This window comes from Nostoc sp. (genome assembly GCF_036917815.1).
GTDB lineage: Bacteria > Cyanobacteriota > Cyanobacteriia > Cyanobacteriales > Nostocaceae > Nostoc.
The window spans coordinates 1-20505 of record NZ_JBALEK010000066.1 but is presented as its reverse complement, the minus strand read 5'-3'; the positions used below and the strand labels follow the sequence as shown (position 1 = coordinate 20505).

At 41.4% G+C, this 20505-nt stretch carries 22 protein-coding genes; 11 read left to right on the top strand and 11 right to left on the bottom strand.

What is annotated here, in order from left to right; all coding sequences use genetic code 11:
• Positions 1 to 17 precede the first annotated feature (17 nt).
• On the bottom strand, positions 18 to 1421 hold the full coding sequence (locus tag V7K97_RS21370; protein ID WP_334803009.1) for an amidase: 1404 nt from the start codon (positions 1419 to 1421) through the stop codon (positions 18 to 20).
• 208 nt (positions 1422 to 1629) lie between these two features.
• On the opposite strand from V7K97_RS21370, the gene V7K97_RS21365 reads away from it, so the two are divergent.
• Positions 1630 to 3102, top strand: coding sequence for a hypothetical protein (locus V7K97_RS21365; protein ID WP_334803008.1), 1473 nt, complete (start codon positions 1630 to 1632; stop codon positions 3100 to 3102).
• 93 nt (positions 3103 to 3195) lie between these two features.
• Here V7K97_RS21365 and map read toward each other — a convergent pair whose 3' ends face one another.
• Together map and V7K97_RS21355 are read right to left on the bottom strand one after the other, a co-directional pair.
• The gene (gene map / locus V7K97_RS21360; protein WP_334803007.1) at positions 3196 to 4023 is read right to left on the bottom strand and encodes a type I methionyl aminopeptidase; all 828 of its coding nucleotides are present in this window, start codon (positions 4021 to 4023) and stop codon (positions 3196 to 3198) included.
• Positions 4024 to 4303: 280 nt separating this feature from the next.
• The gene (locus tag V7K97_RS21355; RefSeq protein WP_334803006.1) at positions 4304 to 4828 is read right to left on the bottom strand and encodes a cupredoxin domain-containing protein; all 525 of its coding nucleotides are present in this window, start codon (positions 4826 to 4828) and stop codon (positions 4304 to 4306) included.
• A 636-nt stretch (positions 4829 to 5464) separates the two neighbouring features.
• Here V7K97_RS21355 and V7K97_RS21350 point away from each other — a divergent pair.
• Entirely contained in the window at positions 5465 to 5818 is a 354-nt protein-coding gene (locus V7K97_RS21350; protein ID WP_334803005.1) for a hypothetical protein, read from the top strand.
• A 420-nt stretch (positions 5819 to 6238) separates the two neighbouring features.
• Here V7K97_RS21350 and V7K97_RS21345 read toward each other — a convergent pair whose 3' ends face one another.
• Positions 6239 to 6418 carry a hypothetical protein gene (locus V7K97_RS21345; protein ID WP_334803004.1) on the bottom strand — a complete coding sequence of 60 codons (180 nt, stop codon included), beginning with the start codon at positions 6416 to 6418 and terminating at the stop codon, positions 6239 to 6241.
• Positions 6419 to 6545: 127 nt separating this feature from the next.
• Between V7K97_RS21345 and V7K97_RS21340 the strand changes: the two genes are divergently transcribed.
• From V7K97_RS21340 to miaB, 6 genes are all read left to right on the top strand, one after another.
• On the top strand, positions 6546 to 6923 hold the full coding sequence (locus V7K97_RS21340; RefSeq protein ID WP_334803003.1) for a hypothetical protein: 378 nt from the start codon (positions 6546 to 6548) through the stop codon (positions 6921 to 6923).
• Between the two features lie 40 nt (positions 6924 to 6963).
• A complete protein-coding gene (locus V7K97_RS21335) occupies positions 6964 to 7251 on the top strand; it encodes a hypothetical protein (protein ID WP_334803002.1) in 288 nt (95 codons plus the stop codon).
• A 151-nt stretch (positions 7252 to 7402) separates the two neighbouring features.
• Positions 7403 to 7660 carry a hypothetical protein gene (locus tag V7K97_RS21330; protein WP_334803001.1) on the top strand — a complete coding sequence of 86 codons (258 nt, stop codon included), beginning with the start codon at positions 7403 to 7405 and terminating at the stop codon, positions 7658 to 7660.
• A 154-nt stretch (positions 7661 to 7814) separates the two neighbouring features.
• On the top strand, positions 7815 to 9170 hold the full coding sequence (locus V7K97_RS21325; RefSeq protein ID WP_334803000.1) for a histidine phosphatase family protein: 1356 nt from the start codon (positions 7815 to 7817) through the stop codon (positions 9168 to 9170).
• Positions 9171 to 9363: 193 nt separating this feature from the next.
• Positions 9364 to 10650 carry a dihydroorotase gene (locus tag V7K97_RS21320; protein WP_334802999.1) on the top strand — a complete coding sequence of 429 codons (1287 nt, stop codon included), beginning with the start codon at positions 9364 to 9366 and terminating at the stop codon, positions 10648 to 10650.
• Between the two features lie 119 nt (positions 10651 to 10769).
• Positions 10770 to 12134 (top strand): tRNA (N6-isopentenyl adenosine(37)-C2)-methylthiotransferase MiaB, encoded by a 1365-nt coding sequence (miaB, locus tag V7K97_RS21315; RefSeq protein ID WP_334802998.1) that lies wholly within the window; start codon positions 10770 to 10772, stop codon positions 12132 to 12134.
• 251 nt (positions 12135 to 12385) lie between these two features.
• Here miaB and V7K97_RS21310 read toward each other — a convergent pair whose 3' ends face one another.
• Positions 12386 to 13363: a bestrophin family protein gene (locus tag V7K97_RS21310; protein ID WP_334802997.1), complete on the bottom strand. Its 978-nt coding sequence runs from the start codon at positions 13361 to 13363 to the stop codon at positions 12386 to 12388.
• Positions 13364 to 13730: 367 nt separating this feature from the next.
• Between V7K97_RS21310 and V7K97_RS21305 the strand changes: the two genes are divergently transcribed.
• Positions 13731 to 14333 carry a hypothetical protein gene (locus tag V7K97_RS21305; RefSeq protein ID WP_334802996.1) on the top strand — a complete coding sequence of 201 codons (603 nt, stop codon included), beginning with the start codon at positions 13731 to 13733 and terminating at the stop codon, positions 14331 to 14333.
• Between the two features lie 231 nt (positions 14334 to 14564).
• On the opposite strand, the gene V7K97_RS21300 is transcribed toward V7K97_RS21305, so the two are convergent.
• On the bottom strand, positions 14565 to 14756 hold the full coding sequence (locus tag V7K97_RS21300) for a zinc ribbon domain-containing protein (protein ID WP_334802995.1): 192 nt from the start codon (positions 14754 to 14756) through the stop codon (positions 14565 to 14567).
• A 280-nt stretch (positions 14757 to 15036) separates the two neighbouring features.
• On the opposite strand from V7K97_RS21300, the gene V7K97_RS21295 reads away from it, so the two are divergent.
• Together V7K97_RS21295 and V7K97_RS21290 are read left to right on the top strand one after the other, a co-directional pair.
• On the top strand, positions 15037 to 15300 hold the full coding sequence (locus V7K97_RS21295; RefSeq protein WP_334802994.1) for a Precorrin-3B methylase: 264 nt from the start codon (positions 15037 to 15039) through the stop codon (positions 15298 to 15300).
• A gap of 206 nt (positions 15301 to 15506) precedes the next feature.
• Positions 15507 to 16127 (top strand): CP12 domain-containing protein, encoded by a 621-nt coding sequence (locus V7K97_RS21290; protein WP_334802993.1) that lies wholly within the window; start codon positions 15507 to 15509, stop codon positions 16125 to 16127.
• Positions 16128 to 16269: 142 nt separating this feature from the next.
• Here V7K97_RS21290 and V7K97_RS21285 read toward each other — a convergent pair whose 3' ends face one another.
• The 5 genes from V7K97_RS21285 to V7K97_RS21265 all read right to left on the bottom strand — a co-directional run bounded on the left by V7K97_RS21285 (position 16270) and on the right by V7K97_RS21265 (position 19950).
• Positions 16270 to 17385: an LptF/LptG family permease gene (locus V7K97_RS21285; RefSeq protein WP_334803034.1), complete on the bottom strand. Its 1116-nt coding sequence runs from the start codon at positions 17383 to 17385 to the stop codon at positions 16270 to 16272.
• 220 nt (positions 17386 to 17605) lie between these two features.
• Complete coding sequence (gene lptB / locus V7K97_RS21280; RefSeq protein ID WP_334802992.1) at positions 17606 to 18334, bottom strand: LPS export ABC transporter ATP-binding protein; 729 nt, start codon at positions 18332 to 18334, stop codon at positions 17606 to 17608.
• Positions 18335 to 18364: 30 nt separating this feature from the next.
• The gene (locus V7K97_RS21275) at positions 18365 to 18862 is read right to left on the bottom strand and encodes an LptA/OstA family protein (RefSeq protein ID WP_334802991.1); all 498 of its coding nucleotides are present in this window, start codon (positions 18860 to 18862) and stop codon (positions 18365 to 18367) included.
• A 333-nt stretch (positions 18863 to 19195) separates the two neighbouring features.
• Positions 19196 to 19588, bottom strand: coding sequence for a DUF309 domain-containing protein (locus tag V7K97_RS21270; protein WP_334802990.1), 393 nt, complete (start codon positions 19586 to 19588; stop codon positions 19196 to 19198).
• Entirely contained in the window at positions 19585 to 19950 is a 366-nt protein-coding gene (locus tag V7K97_RS21265; protein ID WP_179069106.1) for a ferredoxin thioredoxin reductase catalytic beta subunit, read from the bottom strand. Before V7K97_RS21265 ends, V7K97_RS21270 begins: the two co-directional genes overlap by 4 nt.
• Positions 19951 to 20505: the final 555 nt, after the last annotated feature.

Here is a 20505-nt window from a genome sequence, read left to right as displayed (position 1 = left end):
CAGGCATACCTGGATGATTAGCCCGATATTGCCAAGGCTGGACGATGATGAATCCAAGGGTTAGCCGCTTCTAATTGTGCTGCTAGGCCGATCAAGGTAGCTTCAGCCGCAGGTTTACCAATTAGCTGCACACTTATGGGTAAACCATTACTATCAAAGCCTACAGGAATTGCGATCGCAGGTTGTCCAGTTGCATTTGCAGCTGGACAAGGGGCAATCCATTGAACAATATTTTGGAATGTCTCTTCTGGACTCAGCGACGCCCATTCCCCCACGCGGATGGGTGAATGTAAATAAACTGGCAATACCAGCACATCCACCGTATCGAAAAACGCCACAATCTGCCGTGCCACTATCTGCATTTGAGAAACTGCTTGCAGATACTCAGTTACGGAACCTGTGCGTGCAAATAGCCAGCGATTCAATGGCTGCAAGGCTTCAACAGGAAGTCCCACCGCAGCTACCCCAGCTTGCCAAACGATTTGAAATGGTTCAATTAAACTGCTCAAATCTGGGGATTTTTGTTCAACGTGGTGGCCGAGTTGTTCTAATAACTGGACTGTTTGGCGGACACCTTGCTGACAGTTCGCGTCAGCCTCTCCCAAAGGAGAAATGTTAGTGTCAAAGGCAATTCGCAAAGCACCGAGTTTTGTCTGAGTGCCGACGAGAAATGATGGTTCGGGATCTGGCAACCAGTAAGGATCGCCTGTGACATAGCCAGATATGGCATCCAAAAGGGCAGCAGCATCAGCCACAGTCCGAGCGATCGGCCCGTTGACGGCAATTCCGGCAAGGCGTTCGCCTACAGGTGCTTTACTCACTCTACCCCTGGATGGCTTAATTCCCACCAAACCACAACAAGCGGCAGGTCCCCGAATGGAACCACCGCCATCAGAACCTTGAGCGATCGCACATAATCCCGCCGCTACCGCCGCCGCCGCGCCACCACTGGAACCGCCAGGGGTGTATTCTAAATTCCACGGATTTCTCGCTGGGGGAAAACCCGTAGGTTCAGTGTATGGAAATGAACCTAATTCAGATGTGGCTGTTTTACCGATAATAGTAAATCCAGCTTGCTTAATCCTTGTTACAACTCCGTCATCATAGTTAGGGATATTGTTCAGTAATGCCGGATTTCCATAAGTACAAGTAACACCTGCTACAGCATTGAGGTCTTTAATGGAAATCGGCACCCCAAAAAATGGCGGTAGTTCTGAGGTAGTTGTCAATAATTCTGTTTTGGCTTTGGCATCGGCGATCGCTAATTCTGCCGTCACCGTAAAATAACTTCCTAATTGGGGATTTAACTGCCCAATCCGTTCTAAATATATTTCCACCAATTCTAGTGGTGATACTTCCCGGCGACGAATTAATTGCGCCAACTCTAGTGCTGGGGTAAATGCTAAATCAACTTCATTCATAGGTTAGTGAATGGGTAATTTTGTCTTTCTCTGGGATTTTTAAACTGAAATTGTTACTTTAGCAGGATTTATGGGAATTATACATTTTATAGCTCCTAAAATTTGCTACTCAACTAGGATGCTCAGATGCAACAGGCGTGGTTATATTCTCACTCAAGCCATTTTAATTGTTTCGCATAAACTTTCGACAAATCCCCAAGGGGTATTTATGGCTAACCTAGAAATACTTGTTAGTGAATTGCCAACACTGATTCAGAGTCTAAAACTGACTATTGGCGATTCTAATGAAATCATGAAACAAATTATCCTGATCAATAATGCTCAGGAACAACTACGGAATATTAAAAAATTAATTGCTCAGGAGTTAAGACTTGATCCTATCAAAACTACTGCGATCGCCACACTTCCTCGAATAGCTACAGGAGCTAGTTTGTTGATACCTAGCGTAAAATTAGTACATCCAGCGATCGCCGAAAAATTTGGCAACCCAGAAACTAAAGTTTCATTAACTGATTTACAACCAAAAATTGATTCTTGGATTGAATGGGGTTACTTTTTGCAGGCAATAGCTACTGATATTCTCAGTGATATTAAGTTGGTCAACCAACTTAATTTTGATATTAGCTATCCCAGTTTACCCGCCAGGTTTCAAGTAATTTCTGAAAGCTTAAAGATCAACTTACACTTGAGCAACTCTAATGTTTTAGAACGTCAAATTCAAGAAATTATAAATTGTCAAAAAGACCTATTACAGTTACAGGAAAGATTAAATTATATTTTTAATACTATTAAAACTAGTCATAATTTATTAAATATTTTATTAGGGGTGTCTGCTTTTTATGGTAAATCTGGCTTCGCTTTAGAGTGGTTAGATGATGACCATCAATTAATTATATCGAGTGAAAATGATTTTCAAGAATTAACAGATATCCTTAATGATTGTGAGTTTTTTAAAGAAGAAATTGCTACCCTAATTATTCAGAGTGAAATTTTAAGTGAACAGGCAGAACAAGCCCTAAAAAGGATTGAACAAGAAAGTAGTAAAGAACCAATTCTTAGCCAGCAAGTAGAAATATTACCAAAGTTTTCGACACAAAAAATAGTCCGTTCAGCTTTGATTATAGCCTCAAGTTTATTAATCTTAACTTTTGGTGGTTGGAAACTTCAAGAGCAAAGTCCACAATTGCAGCAGATGAGTCTAAGTTTAACTCAAGAAGGAAGCGGGTTTGCTAAGTTTAAATCTGCTCAAAAACTCGGTATGGAAGCTGCTTCTCTGGTTCAAAATCCGCCCCATCCTCTAAAAGTCTGGCAACAAGCACAAAACAAATGGCATCAGGCAATAATCTTGTTAGATAGTATTCCTCATGCAGCATCAGTTTATGAACAGGCAAAGAATAAATTAGCTTACTATCAGATTAACTATAAATCTATCAGTCAAAGAGTGTTAATTGAACACAAAGCCTTAGCAAACTTAGAATCAGCCCAAAAACTAGCAATAGAAGCTAATTTATTTGTTGATAATTCACCTTATTCACAACTAAATCGGCAGCAAGCACAAGATAAATGGGAACAAGCAATCAACTTATTAGAAGCTATTCCAGAGAGTACATCTGTCTCTGTACAAGCTAAAGAGATGCTTTCTATTTATAAAACTAACTATGCGGCTATCAGTCAAATATAGCAGTCCTAAATCATTCGTTAAATATTAGATCCCCGACTTCGTAAAAGTTGTCGGGGATCTGGACACTGTAAAATTTCACAAATCAGATAAAAATTACAACTTAGAACGGTCAGTCAAAATCTCATAACCAGTTTCCATCACCAACACTGTATGCTCAAACTGAGCCGACAAAGAATTATCCATAGTGACAGCTGTCCAACGGTCAGATAATGTCCGCGTGTGTCTAGAACCCGCATTTAAAATTGGCTCAATTGCCAGCGTCATCCCCGCACGAAGTTTAACATTTGGCATTTCACGGGTACGGTAGTTGAATACTGAAGGTTCTTCATGCAGGTTACGACCAACACCGTGTCCAGTGAACTCTTCGACTATACTAAAACCGTTAGCTTTCACATGGTCTTCAATTGCTCCAGCTAAGTCAAGTAAGTATACACCGGCTTTTACTTGTTCAATGCCCTTATATAAAGCTTCTTCTGCTATGCGAATTAATTTTGCAGCTTCTTGGGTCACTTCACCGACAGCAATTGAAATGCAAGAATCACCATGAAAGCCTTGGTAATAAGCGCCTGTATCTACTTTTAATACATCCCCCACACGAATCACTTTCTTGGGACTAGGAATGCCATGTACAGCTTCATTATTAATACTGGAGCAGATAGAACCTGGAAAACCGTGATATCCTTTAAAACTGGGTGTTGCACCCATTTCGCGGATACGTTTTTCTGCATAAGTATCCAAATCAGCCGTAGTCATTCCTGGCTTTACTAGCTCAGAAATTTCTTTGAGAACAGTTGCCACAATTTTCGCTGATTGCCGCATGATTTCAATTTCACGCGGCGATTTAATTTCAATTCCTCGGCGCTGTTTTTTCGATGTTCCAGGCTGAGTTGTTTGAGAAAGTAAGTTACTGAAAATGTTCATAGGAAATTAATAATTACTACTGGCTCTGCCGTTGAAGTATCAATGCTTTCTCTAGATTACTTGAGAAATAATATCTATAATTTAAGTTATTTTAATCCCTGATAGGGATTCTTCCAGTTTAGCCTCTAAAGTATATACAATAACACATTCCCGTACTCCTAATGTGTTGGACTTGAATCAAAATCGCCCTAAATTATTTTTCGCTGCACACTATGGGACTTAGTTCAATTATCCTTAATTGAAACATTAGACCTCTGCCAAATACTGAGTCGAATAATTTTTAATTCTTGATGACAATCTCTCCAGTCATACCTGCTTCCGTATGTCCCGGTATCGGACAACGCAAGCCATAAGTACCAGATTTGAGGGGTACAAATACCCATTCTGCCTCAGCACCCGGCTTGAGTTCCAGTTCGTGAATGGCTCCTTTGATTTCTACTTTGCCTGCTTGGACTTTTTGTGTCCAGATGCCATCGGCAAAATCTTTAGCAGTAAAATAGTGCTTCAGTTGGCTGGGATTGGTAAGCCGTAGTTGATAGCGTTTGCCAGCGAGTAGTTCCAGATGATTTGGTTCAAACTTGAGTTCATTAGCTGAATTACCCAAGCTAATTGTAATTTCTGTAGCTGGTTGCTTGAGTAAATCGCCAGACAAATTCGCCGCCATTGCTGGAGTAGCAGCGATGAAATTTAGTCCCACGAGCAACGATAATATCACGTAGTTACGTCGTAATATTTGCAGCCAAGCAGGAGTGGGGAAAGGAAGAAATGTAATTACAATTTGATATAAATGGTTGTAAATTTTCATTCGGTAGTTCTGAAAAGGCAATGCTGGTGAGCAGGAACAATTAATAGGTAGCGGTAAAAATCATTTTACCCATTCTTTATATTATCTAGGACTTATGCACCGTACAAAAGAATTATGTTGTGTATCAAGCTAAATACGTCGTTTCCGGTTTTATGAATCATTCTTTGATTGTTGTAAACCCGCACAGTAGGGGCAATTCATGAATTGCCCCTACGACAAATGTGGTTTTTCAAATCAACCATATTTGCTCTTTCCTGTCAATGCGTAAGTCCTATTATTAGCCCTTTCAAGGTGACTCGTAAAATCTCTGTTTTTCTCTCTGCGCTGCGCCACGTGCTTCTCCCCCTGGGAGAAGCACGTGGCGTGGATTTAGGGGGATCTAAAAAATTAGGAGGCAAACGAGTAGTTTGAAAACACGCCCTAGTCCTCGCTTGAAAACTGAACTGGATAATCATACTGTATAAATAAATCGCCACAGTTATAATAGTTGGCCAGTGTCGAAAATAGCAAAAATCACTTACCTTCTAAGTATATACGCAATCCAATTATTGTTACACAACCCAAAGGTAGAGTTAATTAAAATAATTTGCCTCGATAATAAAGACAAGCAATATTAAAGATAATTTGGATAAAAAAATGAACGCCAACATTATTGCTTTCTTGGGGATTACGGCAGCCTTTGCAACCTTAGGAAGCCAGGTATATGCACAGTCACCAGCATCAAGCTTAAATCGCGGACAATACAGATTAACTGGTAATTCTCTAGTTGGAATTGATAGTAGAACAGCCAAAAATGACTTTACAAGCTTTTTTGAGCAAACTAATCCAGCAAACATCTCCAACAAGAATAGAATATACAATAAAACTCCAGTCAAAATCCACTTTAAAGAATCATTATCAGTGCCCGACACTTCTGTTTTCTTAACACCGGCTCAGTCGGAGAGTGACAATGATGGATTCCAAGTACACTTAGATATAGATAGAGAATAATGATGAGAAGTTCGTTAGTAATTGGTGTGGACATGACATACAGGTATCTAACAAGCATTACCAGGATGTAGCTATTTTCGCGGGAAGAATTAACCCTGAAGTGCCACAGCAACAATCCAGGATGGAACAACTTGAGCAACAAAATCAATTGCTTCAGCAACAAATGGAAGAGATGAAAAAGCTACTACAGGACAGAGATAACTTTAAATCGTAACGAAACAAGACGTATTAGACTCTATCCTGCCAATACTTTTTAAACTAATACTCCAACACTTTATGCCTAGCAATAACATGCTAGGTTTTTTTTCGTAATATCGGACATACCCTTGTATTTTAAAGTGACACTTTTTTTGACATAAATAATGACAAAAAACCTGACACTTATTTTGACACTTTAAAACATAGGGGTATATATGGCTATTACTTCCCCTTCTTCTCATCTAGTGCCTTTTGCACTGCGTCTCTACAGAATTGTGCCGGGTTATCTTGCTTCTGTATCTCTTCCTTCATTTCCTTGGTAGCCCTGAAAGTAACATTTTCTGTCAACTCTCTACTTGGTGGATTATCAAAATTTTCAGGCTTACCTTTGAGCTTAGACATTTATGTAGAAACGTAAATATAGATTGAAGTCGATGCAAGCGTCGGGTTAGAGTTTTAAATCGGTGAGTACTCCCGTGGAAAGTTGTAGCTCACCGATACCACTTTTACAAATGGGTAACTCTATTTTATGTTCACACGGTCAGAACTCGAAATCAAAACCATTGCTGAGTTGAGAGATTTGTGTAGACGGTATGGCATCAAGCCAACTGGCAATGCTGGTTACAAGGTCAGCTACATTACCTCGTTAATGGCATTCCCAGCGATCGCCCTTCACCAGCTACAGGAAGGTAAGGGATTAAGGAAGCTCACTTTTGAAGCTTACCAGAATATCGCCCAAGCACTAGATGAGATGAACTCACCCACAGATGAACAAGCAGCGCTGATTAAGCTGACGATGGAAGGTAAACGATATCAAGCACCTGAGAGATGGGAGCAAGAGCGTTTGATTAACCTGTACAAGGCAAAGCAGAAACTAGAAGAGGTTGTATCCTTGCTCAGTGACTAATGGCTAACTACTAGAGACTTTCATTTATTAGGAGTAAAACATGACTTGTCAACTACCAATACAACAAACCACCGCCCTTGTACCCGTGCCTCGCTTCCAGATAGGCGAATTCGTAAAGTTTGATAACAGTGGTGAACTACCTCATGGGTCATGTAGGGGCGTAATAATTGAACAAAATTACAGAATTAATTACGACGAAATGGGCTGGCAATACACCATAGCAATTACTGAGGCGTGGATAAGAGATGTTAAAACCCTAGAATGTAGCAGTGATTGTGCCTTTGATATGGATGAGGCGAGTCTAACATCAGCCGTCAATTTTTCTTAGTTAACTTCGATAATTTGTCAACCTTGAATTCGAGATGAAACGCTAGTACATCCACAAAAAACCCTTTAGGAGACTGACTTTCTAAAGGGTTTATTGTTATTAATTCCGGCTTACTATCCCTCTAGCGAGTACTGCCCACCAAGCAGGTATTTTGTCGAACTTCCGTCAGGTAATTGAAATGCTTCTATTTCAATACCAGCGATTTGAATTAATAGTAATACGTAAATACTTTCTTGAGTGCGAACGTATCGCAAAACAAGCGATCGCACCACCAGCCCACACCCTGTCCCTCATTGACACATCAAAACTTGATGCACTTGTTGACAAGGAAGGCAAGTTACAAGATGAGGTAAAAGCGCTTGAGACACGCATGAGAGAAGTGAAAAGCGCTTTAGACATAATAAGATAGATGTAGATTCTTACCCGGAAAGTTGAGCATCCTTTGAGCATAGTTGCTGAGTAGTAATTCATACCTATTGTTGATGCTTGAAGGGTGAAATTAGACTATTTGAGCATTGTGTGAGCATTTTAGAGAGAGTAAAGGCTAGGAGTGTTGATATAGCATGGTTTTAAAAGTCATCATTGTGCGTCACGGTCAAAGTGGTTATAACACCGAGCGGCGTATCCAAGGACGCACTGATGCGTCAACATTAACCGAAAAAGGTCGTAACGATGCAAGTCTAGTAGGCAAAGCCCTCAGTAATATTTTATTTAATGCGATTTACAGCAGTCCCTTGCAACGGGCGAAACACACAGCAGATATTATCCATAGTGAGTTAGCTACTCATTCTGAACAGTCTGCTGTACTCCAAGTTTCTGATTTGCTGCTAGAAATTGACCTGCCTTTATGGGAAGCACTACTAACTGCCCAAGTCAAGCAAAAATTTGCCGAAGACTACCGCACTTGGCACGAACGCCCCCACGAACTGCGGATGGTGCTTAATGATGCACAAGGGACAAGAGAACATTTTCCCGTTCTTGCTTTATACGAACAAGCACGGCAGTTTTGGCAAGAAATTTTGTCTCAGCATCAAGGCGAAACTATTCTCATAGTGGGACATAACGGAATTAATCGCGCCCTCATTAGCACAGCGCTATCCATCCCTCCAAGTCGCTACCATTCAATACAGCAATCTAACTGTGGCATCACTGTACTAAATTTTGCTGGGGGATTGGGCGAACCAGTCCAATTAGAGTCCTTAAATCAGACACAACACACTGGAGAAACTCTACCCTCATTGCGACCGGATCATCAAGGAGTACGATTGTTGCTAGTGCGTCATGGTGAAACCGACTGGAATCGCCAAACCAGGTTTCAAGGACAAATTGATGTCCCCCTCAACGACAACGGTAGACAACAGTCGCAAAAAGCAGGTGAATTTCTCCAAGAGGTAGCCATTGATAATGCTTGCAGTAGCACAATGCTGCGCCCTAAAGAAACAGCAGAGATTATCTTAAAACAACATCCAAATGTAAAGTTAGAATTGCAAGATGGTTTGAGAGAAATCAGTCACGGACTCTGGGAAGGAAAATTAGAAACAGAAATAGAGCAGGAGTTTCCGGGAGAGTTACAGCGCTGGCGGATAGTACCAGCCCAAGTGCAAATGCCTGAAGGAGAGAATTTGCAACAAGTGTGGGAGCGCAGCGTTGCAGCTTGGCAATCAATTGTGCAAGCTGCATCAACCAATCAATTTAAAACTGTATTAGTAGTAGCTCATGACGCTACTAATAAAACCTTGCTTTGTCACATTCTGGGTTTATCGCTAGAAAATTTCTGGAATTTTCGCCAGGGAAATGGCGCAGTCAGTGTTATTGACTACCCTTCTGGTATCGATGGTTTACCAGTATTGCAAGCGATGAACATCACCACTCATTTGGGTGGAGGTGTACTAGATAAAACAGCAGCAGGGGCATTGTAATAAAGTTATGAGTGAGGAGTTAGGAGTTAGAAGTTAAGAGTGAAAAATAAATTCAAGTTTGTAGTAAGGAGTTTAGTCCTGATAATCCTTGCTTTGAGCGATGAATCGCTGACTACGAACTAGGATTTTATTTTATGTTTAATTATGCCTACCTACTTAACTCATAACTCATAACCCCTAACTCCTAACTTTTATGACGGAACTGCTACAAAAAGTACGGGTGATTGACCCAGTTTCTGAAATCGATGAACTCTTGGATGTGCTGATTGCTGATGGTGATATCCAAGCAGTGGCTTCGCACATTTCTGATATCAGTTCTGATACTAAAATCAGAGATTGTCAGGGATTAGTTCTTGGACCTGGGTTAGTGGATTTGTATAGCCACTCCGGGGAACCTGGCTTTGAAGAACGGGAAACCCTCTTGTCTTTCTTACAATCTGCTGCTGCTGGCGGCTTTACTAGAGTTAGCATTTTACCCGATACATCCCCAGTTATTGATCATCCTGCACTTGTGGCACAGTTGCGGCAGAGGAGCAGAGCGGCAGAGGATAGTTTTTCTCCCCTGCTCCCCTGCTCCCCTGCTCCCCTGCTTCATATTTGGGGTGCTATCACCTTAGATGTTGCTGGGAAACAGATGACGGAATTGGCAGATTTAGCGTCTGCTGGAGTTGTTGGTTTTACCGATGGTAAGCCCTTAGAAAATTTGGCCTTGGTGCGGGGAGTGTTAGAGTATCTCCAGCCCTTGGGTAAACCAGTCGCATTTTGGCCTAGCGATCGCCAATTAACAGCAAATGGTGTAATGAGAGAAGGGTCAGATGCTCTCCGTTTCGGTTTACCCGCAATACCCGCCAGCGCTGAAACTACTGCGATCGCCGCAATGCTAGAATTGGTTGCAACAATAGGCACACCAGTCCATATCATGCGTGTCTCCACAGCTCGCAGTGTGGAATTAATCGCCTCAGCGAAGGCGGCTGGTTTACCCATCACCGCCAGCACCACCTGGATGCACCTTTTACTTGATACCAAAGCAGTTAAGAGTTATCACACCAGCTTGCATTTAGACCCGCCTTTAGGTAATTCTCGTGATGTGGCGGCGTTGCGTGCAGGGGTACGTGCAGGGGTGATCGATGCGATCGCTATTGACCACACACCCTACAGCTACGAAGAAAAAGTCCAAGCTTTTGCCGAAGCACCACCCGGAGCAATTGGTTTAGAATTAGCATTACCCTTGTTGTGGCAGTATCTCGTTGAAACTGAAGAATTTACAGCTTTAGAATTATGGCGAGCATTGAGTACCAGTCCAGCAAAGTGTTTAGGGCAAAAAGTCAGTGCGATCGTTCCTCATCAACAAGCGGAACTGACTTTATTTGATCCCCAGCAAACCTGGAAAGTCGAACGGAAAAGTCTTTATACACTTTCACAAAATACACCTTGGTTAGGACAACAGTTAAAGGGTCATGTTGTGCAAACCTGGTGTTAAAAAATCCAAAATACTCTGATATCTGGGACTTTTTAGAGAGGTACTAATGTATTGGCATTTCAAACTTATAGAATAGAAAGAAACCCTATATACATTACGCTGATTCAGCAGAATTGCCCATGACCACTTCTAAACGCCACTACCACATCACTACTTTCGGTTGTCAGATGAATAAAGCTGACTCAGAGCGCATGGCTGGCGTTTTGGAAGATATGGGCTTTGAATGGTGTGAAGACCCGAATAATGCAGATGTAATTCTCTACAACACCTGCACTATCAGGGATAATGCTGAACAAAAAGTATATTCCTACCTTGGCAGACAAGCGAAACGCAAACATGAGCAGCCTGATTTAACTCTCATTGTTGCTGGTTGTGTTGCCCAGCAAGAAGGAGAAGCGCTATTACGGCGAGTGCCAGAATTAGACTTGGTAATGGGGCCACAACACGCCAACCGCCTCAAAGATTTGTTGGAGTCAGTGTTTGAGGGCAATCAAGTTGTAGCAACTGAAGCAGTTCACATTATTGAAGATATCACCCAGCCGCGACGCGATAGTAAAGTAACAGCTTGGGTGAATGTGATTTACGGCTGTAACGAACGCTGCACGTACTGCGTAGTTCCCAATGTGCGCGGTGTCGAACAATCTCGCACGCCGTCAGCTATCCGGGCTGAAATGGCAGAATTAGGACGGCAAGGTTACAAAGAAATTACTTTACTCGGTCAAAATATTGATGCTTACGGTAGAGATTTACCGGGAGTGACACCAGAAGGTCGGCATCTGCAAAACTTTACAGATTTGCTTTATTACGTGCATGATGTGCCGGGGATTGAAAGGCTAAGATTTGCTACTAGTCACCCCCGTTATTTTACGGAGAGGTTAATTCAAGCTTGTGCTGAGTTGCCCAAGGTGTGCAAACACTTTCACATTCCCTTTCAATCTGGGGATAATGAACTTTTAAAGGCGATGGCGCGGGGTTATACCCATGAGAAATATCGCCGGATTATCGATACCATTCGGCGGTATATGCCAGATGCTTCCATTAGTGCCGATGCCATTGTCGGTTTTCCTGGGGAGACAGAAGCACAGTTTGAAAATACCCTGAAACTGGTGGAAGATATTGGCTTTGATATGTTGAATACAGCAGCATATTCGCCGCGTCCAGGGACACCCGCCGCTTTGTGGGAAAATCAACTGAGTGAAGAAATTAAAAGCGATCGCCTACAACGGCTCAATCATTTGGGAAACTTGAAAGTAGCGGAGCGATCGCAACGTTACTTTGGACGCATTGAAGAAGTTTTAGTAGAAGACCAAAATCTTAAAGATCAAACCCAGGTGATGGGACGCACTGGCGGTAATCGTTTGACCTTTTTTAGTGGCAACATCAAAGAACTTCAAGGGCAGTTGGTGAAGGTAAAAATCACCGAAGTCCGCCCTTTTAGCTTGACGGGTGAACCAGTTGAAGTGAGGCAAACCATTTTGCAATAATAACCAGATAAAAAACATCCGAAATTTCTTGTGGGATGGGTGTCCGCACCCGTCCCAGCTTTAGGGCAGGCAGGATGCCCACCCCACAAGATGGATAATTTATTTCTTATCAGTCCCTTATAGATTAATACAGTTCAGTTAAGCTTTTCTTCCTTCTCTTCCTTCGCGTCCTTTGCGTCCTTTGCAGTTCGTTAAAAAAATTGAATTTGACAAAGAGTTAAGCCTTAACTGAACCGTATTGCCTTAGAGATTTAGGAAGAACGAACATTGTTAGAAGCAAGCCTGATTAATTCTTCAACATTGTTTGAGATTGTATTGCAAATCGCATTTAAAGGTAAGTCATTGGGATCAAGCCCAAAAGGTTCTTCGATTTCTGAGCCAATTTGTTCAATGCTTAATAATGTAAAACTTACAAAAGCCATTACTAGACCAGTCCACCAATTTAAAAAATCAACAATTTCCAAAGGTAATATCAAACAAAAAATTAATAACAGTTGTCTAAGTTTAATAGTATATATCAAAGGCAGTGGCGTTTTTAAAATGCGTTCGCAACCACCTAAAATATCTACTAAATCATCTACGCAGTTATGTAGAGTAGTCAGTTGATAGACATTTAGACGATTCCGATCGTGCTGATCCTGCAAGTAATCTCCTATCCAATAAGCAATTTGTAGTGGAGGATGATTAGTATCTTGGAGTTGTAAATATTGTTTTTCAGACATTAAGGATGCCAACTGATTGTCTAAAGTGACTGTTCTTAGATGTAGCTTCATTGCAACGGCAAAAGCAATTACTAACCGAAGTATTGACTCTTTTTCTAATCTATCTTGCGGTGTCTTATCTTTAATTATTATCCAAATTCCACGAGTTAAGTTACGAGATGTATTAACTAAAGCTCCCCATAGTTGACGACCTTCCCAAAATCTATCATGGGCTGTATTAGTCCGAAAGACTAATAGTAATGTAAAACCAATATTAAAACTTAAAACAGCATTAGTAAGAATATTGTTGGAATCTGAAAATGCTATTGGTAATCCTAAATAATTCAAAAATGATATTAAAATTCCATAGGCAGTACAAAAAATTACCCAAGGAAGAATAATAGAAATAATTGACCTTTCAAGCCGAAGAGTTACTTGAAGCCAGTTCAATTTTTCGCCTTTGTAAAGATGATACTTTTCTCTTAAAGAGTTTTTGGAATGATTTTGAAAATAGTTGGGTCGTTTCATATTGATCTGGTTTGAAGATTACACCAATTAGCAAACTAACTTTTTTTAGTCAACCAACACAAATCCTATTTTTAACATTTAAATTTATTTCTGTTAACCCTCTTTAGGTAGGGAACTTCATGACTGTCTTCCAATTATTCAGCATCAACTTTAACTTGGTTTTCTCCATGTATTTCGAGACGCGTAGCGCATATTTACAGCGTCCTTAGTAAATCCCCTAAATTTATTTATGGGGATTCCTTCTGCCTCCTTAAATCACGATAAATTTGTACAGTCCATAATTCCTCAAAATGTTAGAAAAGCCATTATTATGGGAAAACTTAAAACAGACCTAGTTTGAAAACGTTATAAAATTCCAAAGGTAAATATGATTAAACGCTTAAAAGGATTATTTTTGACTACAATTCTGACTGCTGCCTTGATTGGAGTAACTGCTACTCATGCAAAAGCAGATACTTACCGTGCTGGAGAATTTACCATTACTTTAGATAATGGGGAAAACGGCAAAACCTACAGAGGTTGTGATGCTCAGGCTAAATGTATCAACTTAGAAAATGGAACATCTTGGCGTGATAATGGTTATCGAGGCATTACTTGGGAAAATGACGATTATACTTATTCAGTTTCCTGGCGTGAAAATGCCAATGAAGGAATGTACCTGAATATTTACAAAAAAGGTGAGCAGATATTACACCGTCAACTAGTAGCAATCACGGAAAATGTAGTCCCTCAAAAGTGGAAAACCTCTTGTGATGTAGTGAATATTAAATCTGGGCAACTGGCACTTCGTGATAGTCCGAATGGACAATCTCAGGCTGGTCTTGATAATGGAAATAATGTTTTATTGAAGAAACAAGAAGGTATCTGGGCTTATGTAAGTGTAATTCAAGGCTCTAATACTAGAATTAATGGTTTGTCAGGATGGGTTAATTCAAATTATCTGCATTGCAGCAAAGAACCAATTGATTAGCCGAAAGCCCTCCTGAGATTGGTTACTGGATTGATACCAGCCGTGTTGGTATTAATCCTTGTGTCATAAGCTTGCTTATGACTTATGCAAAAAATCTCTCAAATTCTTATTCCTCCAAGTCCTCTGTGGTTCGATTGCTATTAATAATCATATTTGTGACATACTCCACACACTCCCCTTCTCTGCGAGACGCTACGCGAACGGGTGAGTGTGGGCTTCTCAACGACTCTTCTATGAAGACATTAGTTGAGCTTTAAGATCGTGTGTCCCACGATTCTTTATATTTATACTTGCGTTTAGATCCCTACACAAACTAATTTTACAATTAGGACAATTGTGTATTCGTTCTGACAGAGGTTTCTTTACCTTAGTCCCACAGCTAGAACACTCTTGGCTAGTACCTCTTGGGTTTATAGCTATCACTTTTAAACCAGCATTTTCGGCTTTGTTTATTAGTATTGCTATAAATATTTAGACTGTGTTGTAGATAATCCAACTTTAGAATACTACTATAAAAGATATGGCTTTAAACGTATAACAATAGTCAAACATCGAAGTTATCATCAAAATATGGCTATTATGGTATTCAAGATTTAGGTTGAAACTTGCTCGTCATTAGTGAACTATTTGATTGGTATTAGTTGCAATTGTGAAGATGAGTCAGACTCGCTAAGATGATATGAGAAACCTATAGCATCTGAGTATGGCAAAGCAGGACGCTCCACTTACACCAGAAGCGGTGATTAAAGAAGTCTGTCGGCGGATTCGAGTAGCCCGCAGCTATTGGGATGCTCACAACAATGCTGCTTGTCGGGGTGAGCGCGATCGCGCCTTAGTTCTTTACAACACCCTCAGTAAGGAACAAAAAGATCAAATTCCCCAAGTTTTAAGGGTGTGGTTGCGTTACCGCAGTGAGAAATACTTTGGATCGCACCGAACGCCACCGAAGTCACGCCAGCTTCCCTAGGAGAATATTATCACAATTTATGACTAGTTTTTGGGCATTGGTCACATTGGATAACATCAGCAGTTAATAACTGGTCTAATTTATTGTTGTAGCTGGGTAAAAGTTCAACTTTTTTACTTTCTAGTTAGCAAACTATACGTTGCATACTTCGATACGTCCATAAGGGCGCTGTACTGCATCGGACTATTAACCAGGAGACTACACCAATGATGAAAGCTGAAGATATCATGACCAAAGATGTAGTTACCATTCGCGGTTCGGCAACAGTTGCTGAGGCGGTGGGGCTGATGAAGGAAAAAGCATTGCGGGCGCTGGTTGTGGATCGTCGCTATGACAATGATGCTTATGGCATTGTCACAGAAACGGATATTGTCTATAAGGTAACAGCCTACGGTAAAGACCCAAAGCAAGTGCGGGTTTACGAAATTATGAGCAAGCCCTGCATTGTGGTCAATCCTGATTTGGGTGTGGAATATGTAGCGCGGTTATTTGCTAACACTGGTATTCATCGCGCACCTGTGATTCAAGGCAAGCTGTTGGGTATCATCTCCATTACCGACATTTTGACCAAAAGCGACTTTGTAGAAGCGCCAACAGCACTCCTGCTACAGGAGAGAATTGAAAAAGCAATTGAACAGGCTCGTGCTATTTGCACCGAACAAGGTGCTTATTCTAAACCCTGTGCAGCTGCCTGGGATGAAGTAGAAGAACTCCAGGCAGAAGCGGCTCATCAAAAATCTGAGGGTATGGTATCAGCCAAAGTCTCTTTTGAAGAATATTGCAAGGAAAACCCAGATGCACCGGAATGTCGAAATTATCATCCGTAATTGAAGTGTGGGGATGAGGGGGCATGGGGCATGGGGCATTGGGCACTTGTAGCGCAGTCGTTGGCGCAGCCTAAGAAGAGAAGTATGGGGCATTGGTTATTAATTCTTGTCCCTCACTCCCTCTGCTCCCTGCTATCTCAATTTACCGTTTGGCAACTTGTATCAATAAGAATAGACCTATTCCCAAAAAAAGGAAGTTGGGCAGCCAAGCCCCCATAAAAGGAGAGAGGACACCTGCTTGTGCGATCGCACCACTAATAAAGAAAATTAAGTAGTACGAAAATATAACTATGACGCTAATCCCAAAGCTGGTGCCTCTGCCAGTTCGCTGGGGTATGCTTCCCATCGCTGCACCAACTAAGCCAAAAACTACACATACAAAGGGCAAGGAGATTTTTTGGTGAATCCGCACTTCCAGTTTACGAATTTTTTGGCGATCGCCACCGAGATTTTCCACTTCTAGTTGCTGTAGTGCTTCAGAAATATTCATTTCACCGTAGTCTCGGCTTTTTTCTGCCAGACTTAATGGCGTGCGCGGTAGTTGCAGTTGTTGGTGTTCAAATCTAACGATGTTGCGATAAGAGCGATCGGGGGCGACAAAATAGATCGTACCGTTGTAAAAATCCCAAACATTTTGAGAAGGATTCCACTGGGCAGATTCTGATACGACAATTTGATTCAGACCTTTTGTTGAGCGATCTACAATCGTTAACCCTGTCATCCGTTTACCATCAAATTGGTCAGCGTAAAATAAGCGTGTCAATATCCGATTCTTAGAACCATCCGGTTGGGCAACATCCTGGTATTCAGGATAGAAAATATTTTGCTGTTTTAAAATTGGCTTGTCTGATTTCAGGGCTTTATCCAAAGTCATCGTCGCTTGATAATTTGCTGCTGGTGCAATTTGTTCGTTAAACACAAATGTCATTCCTGTAACCACAAGACTTAACATCACAGCAGTTAGCACTATGCGATAGACGCTGACTCCACAACCACGCAGGGCGATTAATTCACTCTCGCTAGAAAGACGACTGTAGGTGATCAAAGTCGCCAGCAGCGTAGACATGGGGAAAGCTAAAACGATAAAGTTGGGAAATTTTAACAAAAAAACTTGAATGGCAATGTCTATGGGTAGCCCAGATTCTACGATTTTTCTGATGAGATCAAATACAGCATCAATGGTGACGCCAAGTGATGAAAAAGCTCCGACACCAAAGAAAAACGGCGCTAACAATTCGCTGGTAAGGTAGCGATCCATGATCGTCAAAGGCAGCAGCGAATAGAGACTGTTGAAAGACGTGAGTTTCTTTGATATCATAAGCAACTTAAAAAGTTAAATATTGGCAACTCTGGTAAAGTGAAATATATGTTTAATATCAAAATTAAATTCTCAATAGGTGAGAATTAACTAAGAAATTCATGGTGAAAAATAAACAATCAAAATATCCTTTGAAATTATTAACTAAATAATTGTTAATTTAGACTTGAAAGTTATCCCCCAAATAATACTGCCGCACCAGGGGGTTGCTGTAGAGTTCTTCAGCAGCGCCAAAAGCGAGGATTTGTCCCTCACGCATGATGTAGGCGCGATCGGTAATGGCCAGGGTTTCGCGGACATTATGATCTGTAATTAAGATTCCCATACCGCGATCGCGCAGTTGTGCCACGATTTGCTGAATTTCTGAAACTGCGATCGGATCAACTCCCGCAAATGGTTCATCCAAAAGTAAAAATTTAGGCCCTTCTCGTCCAGCAGCTAAAGACCTCGCTAATTCCGTCCGCCGTCGCTCACCACCAGAAAGTTGAATTCCTTTACTCTTAGCTAATTTTTCCAACCGAAATTCCCGCAGTAAAGTTTTAAGTCGGCTTGACCACTCCCATCGTGGCACATTCGTTTGTTCTAGCACCAACAGAATATTATCCTCTACCGACAGTTGGCGAAAAACACTTGCTTCTTGTGCTAAATAGCCAATACCCAATCGCGCCCTTTTGTGCATTGGCATTCCCGTAACATCCAGACTACCCAGCCAAACTTTCCCTTGATTGGGTTTTTCTAAACCTGTGGCAATGTAAAAGGTTGTTGTTTTACCAGCCCCATTGGGGCCTAGTAAACCAACAACTTCGCCCTGAGCAACAGAAAGGTTAACACGATTGACAATTAACCGCTTGCCGTAAGATTTGTGAATATTCTCTAAAACAATTTTCACGCTGTCAGCACCTTTTTTTGGTGGTAAATGCTAATTAGCAGGTTTGAATGCCGGTGTTTTTGGGGCAGGTTTCGCAGTTTGTCCATCATTATCTGATTCCTGCACCATGTAGATGGACTCTACCTGACGGTTGGATTGGGGTAAAGCGACAAATCGCCCTTCATCAATTAAATAGGTTACTTTCTCTGCCCGAATACTGTTACCACCCTGTTGCAAAATATAGACATTGCCACTGAAATCAATTCGGCGTTCTTTACTAAAATACTGTGCTTGGGCAGATGTTGCCTGAATCTGGCGAGCCGGATACAACATTTGCACATTACCGCGAGCGGTGACTACTTGATTTTTAGCGTCATATTCTTGCACATCAGCGCGGATAGTCAGGGGGCGATTTTCTTTAGATGTTTGTGCAGTAGCAGTTTGCACTTGGTTAGGGAAAACAAAAGCGCCCAAGAGTGCAACTGGCAGCATTAAAGCTAATCCAAAGCGACGCATCTGTGATAAAGGCAATTGATAGCAGGGCATCATAGCAGTTTAGGATTCAGGATTTCAGCTTGTATTCTAATTTAGGAATTATGCAAAACTACAGGCCATAGGGGCAATTCATGAATTGCCCCTACTTCAAAATCATTCTTTTCGCCTATTGTTTGCGTAAGTCCTGTAATTATCTCAAGTACTTGATCCAGATATGAAATATACAATCTGGAGTGATTGAGGATAACTACTGGCTGAAATAGTGACGCTACCCCCAACCTCAAGGTTTCAGGAAATTGACATCTGAGTGAAAATGAGGTAAGCATAATTCATGAATTGTGCTTACCTCAAGATTTCGGGCAAGGCATAATTAATTTCACCAGATGTCTAATCAGTAGTTAGCACAATTCTAGGCAAAGATAAGACTTTATTTGCACCCAGATCGCCAGTGGCAATCAAATCTTGCCCTATTTGTTGTAATGTCGTCAACAATGCTGCGCTCTGACTCAATAGCTCATCTACATCAACGCCACTGTAACTAGATGGGTAACGCCGCAGGCGATTTCCGCCTTCTCCCAATAGAATTACTGCACCTCGCCAGTTGCGATTCTCCAGATGATACAGTGCCACAGCAATTTGGAGAATGCCTTGATAAAAGGTCTTTTCCGGTTCGCCAGCTTCAATCCACAAAGCCTCTAAAGTGTCATGACAGGCGTAGAACTGACCAGAATTGAACTGTTCTACGCCTTGCCAAAACTCTTGGGGGATGGTTTCGCTCATCCCATACTGTCTCTTACTTCTTTAATTGTTTCGAGAGATATTTCTTGTTTTTCTCCAGCAAACTCATTATCAGGAGTGAGGAACAACATACAATGGCACTCTTTGCGTTCTCTCATGGGCACACAGGGACAGTTCCAATATGTGGCGTGAACCTCAGCCTCTTTATCTTCATAGTGGCGACAGGGACATAAAGGCGCACCTAGATCGTCTTTATGTTTTGCTAGTCCTTCAATCACAACTGCGGTAACAGAAGGTTCAGAACAGAAGTAGGTTCCAGTACGCTTGGCGTATTGTTCGGAAAAATGCCGCATTGCCTCTAGGCTTTTATCGCTGGATTTTGTGTTATGTTCTGATGTGATCATTTGGAATCCGTCGCTCATAATTTAAATATTTCTTTGCATTGTACCTTAGCCTCATGTGGGGATCACTGGGTGTATTTCCCCAACCTTGCTTGCTCAAATTGTTTTAACTTTGTTGGAAGGCTGATATCTCTGGTGTGCTGGGATCAGAGACAATCTAGGAAATCACACAAGCTTAACTTCTAGTCTAATCAAAATTCAAGTTGTATCTTTAAGCGGAATTTAAAAGTCAAAAGGTTGATTTATTCTCATCAACAAAGGAAGCTGTGACCCGTCTAAGGGACTGACAAGAAATAAATTATCCATCTTATGGGGTGGGCAACATGAGCGCCCTCAATCCGTGACGGGTGGGGATACCCATCCCACAAAAAAATTTGGGATGTTTTTTTATTTGTCAGTCCCTAAGGGAAGATGCCAAGAACGATCCTTTTATCAGACTTACAGCATTTTGCAACTATGGTATACCGTTATGAAAAACTTATCTAAAGTTAGCTAAACCAAACTCTTGCGAGAAAAATTATAGACAGCTTTAGCGTTTACTTCCTGCTTCATTCTGGA

What these genes read in the sequence shown, in the direction of transcription:
- V7K97_RS21345 (WP_334803004.1), bottom strand. Translation starts at nt 6,418, where the DNA reads ATGTCTAAGCTCAAAGGTAAGCCTGAAAATTTTGATAATCCACCAAGT.
- V7K97_RS21350 (WP_334803005.1), top strand. Translation starts at nt 5,465, where the DNA reads ATGAACGCCAACATTATTGCTTTCTTGGGGATTACGGCAGCCTTTGCA.
- map (WP_334803007.1), bottom strand. Translation starts at nt 4,023, where the DNA reads ATGAACATTTTCAGTAACTTACTTTCTCAAACAACTCAGCCTGGAACA.
- V7K97_RS21320 (WP_334802999.1), top strand. Translation starts at nt 9,364, where the DNA reads ATGACGGAACTGCTACAAAAAGTACGGGTGATTGACCCAGTTTCTGAA.
- V7K97_RS21365 (WP_334803008.1), top strand. Translation starts at nt 1,630, where the DNA reads ATGGCTAACCTAGAAATACTTGTTAGTGAATTGCCAACACTGATTCAG.
- V7K97_RS21370 (WP_334803009.1), bottom strand. Translation starts at nt 1,421, where the DNA reads ATGAATGAAGTTGATTTAGCATTTACCCCAGCACTAGAGTTGGCGCAA.
- V7K97_RS21325 (WP_334803000.1), top strand. Translation starts at nt 7,815, where the DNA reads ATGGTTTTAAAAGTCATCATTGTGCGTCACGGTCAAAGTGGTTATAAC.
- V7K97_RS21340 (WP_334803003.1), top strand. Translation starts at nt 6,546, where the DNA reads ATGTTCACACGGTCAGAACTCGAAATCAAAACCATTGCTGAGTTGAGA.
- V7K97_RS21265 (WP_179069106.1), bottom strand. Translation starts at nt 19,950, where the DNA reads ATGATCACATCAGAACATAACACAAAATCCAGCGATAAAAGCCTAGAG.
- V7K97_RS21305 (WP_334802996.1), top strand. Translation starts at nt 13,731, where the DNA reads ATGATTAAACGCTTAAAAGGATTATTTTTGACTACAATTCTGACTGCT.
- V7K97_RS21275 (WP_334802991.1), bottom strand. Translation starts at nt 18,862, where the DNA reads ATGATGCCCTGCTATCAATTGCCTTTATCACAGATGCGTCGCTTTGGA.
- V7K97_RS21335 (WP_334803002.1), top strand. Translation starts at nt 6,964, where the DNA reads ATGACTTGTCAACTACCAATACAACAAACCACCGCCCTTGTACCCGTG.
- V7K97_RS21310 (WP_334802997.1), bottom strand. Translation starts at nt 13,363, where the DNA reads ATGAAACGACCCAACTATTTTCAAAATCATTCCAAAAACTCTTTAAGA.
- V7K97_RS21270 (WP_334802990.1), bottom strand. Translation starts at nt 19,588, where the DNA reads ATGAGCGAAACCATCCCCCAAGAGTTTTGGCAAGGCGTAGAACAGTTC.
- V7K97_RS21290 (WP_334802993.1), top strand. Translation starts at nt 15,507, where the DNA reads ATGATGAAAGCTGAAGATATCATGACCAAAGATGTAGTTACCATTCGC.
- V7K97_RS21355 (WP_334803006.1), bottom strand. Translation starts at nt 4,828, where the DNA reads ATGAAAATTTACAACCATTTATATCAAATTGTAATTACATTTCTTCCT.
- miaB (WP_334802998.1), top strand. Translation starts at nt 10,770, where the DNA reads ATGACCACTTCTAAACGCCACTACCACATCACTACTTTCGGTTGTCAG.
- V7K97_RS21295 (WP_334802994.1), top strand. Translation starts at nt 15,037, where the DNA reads ATGGCAAAGCAGGACGCTCCACTTACACCAGAAGCGGTGATTAAAGAA.
- V7K97_RS21285 (WP_334803034.1), bottom strand. Translation starts at nt 17,385, where the DNA reads ATGGATCGCTACCTTACCAGCGAATTGTTAGCGCCGTTTTTCTTTGGT.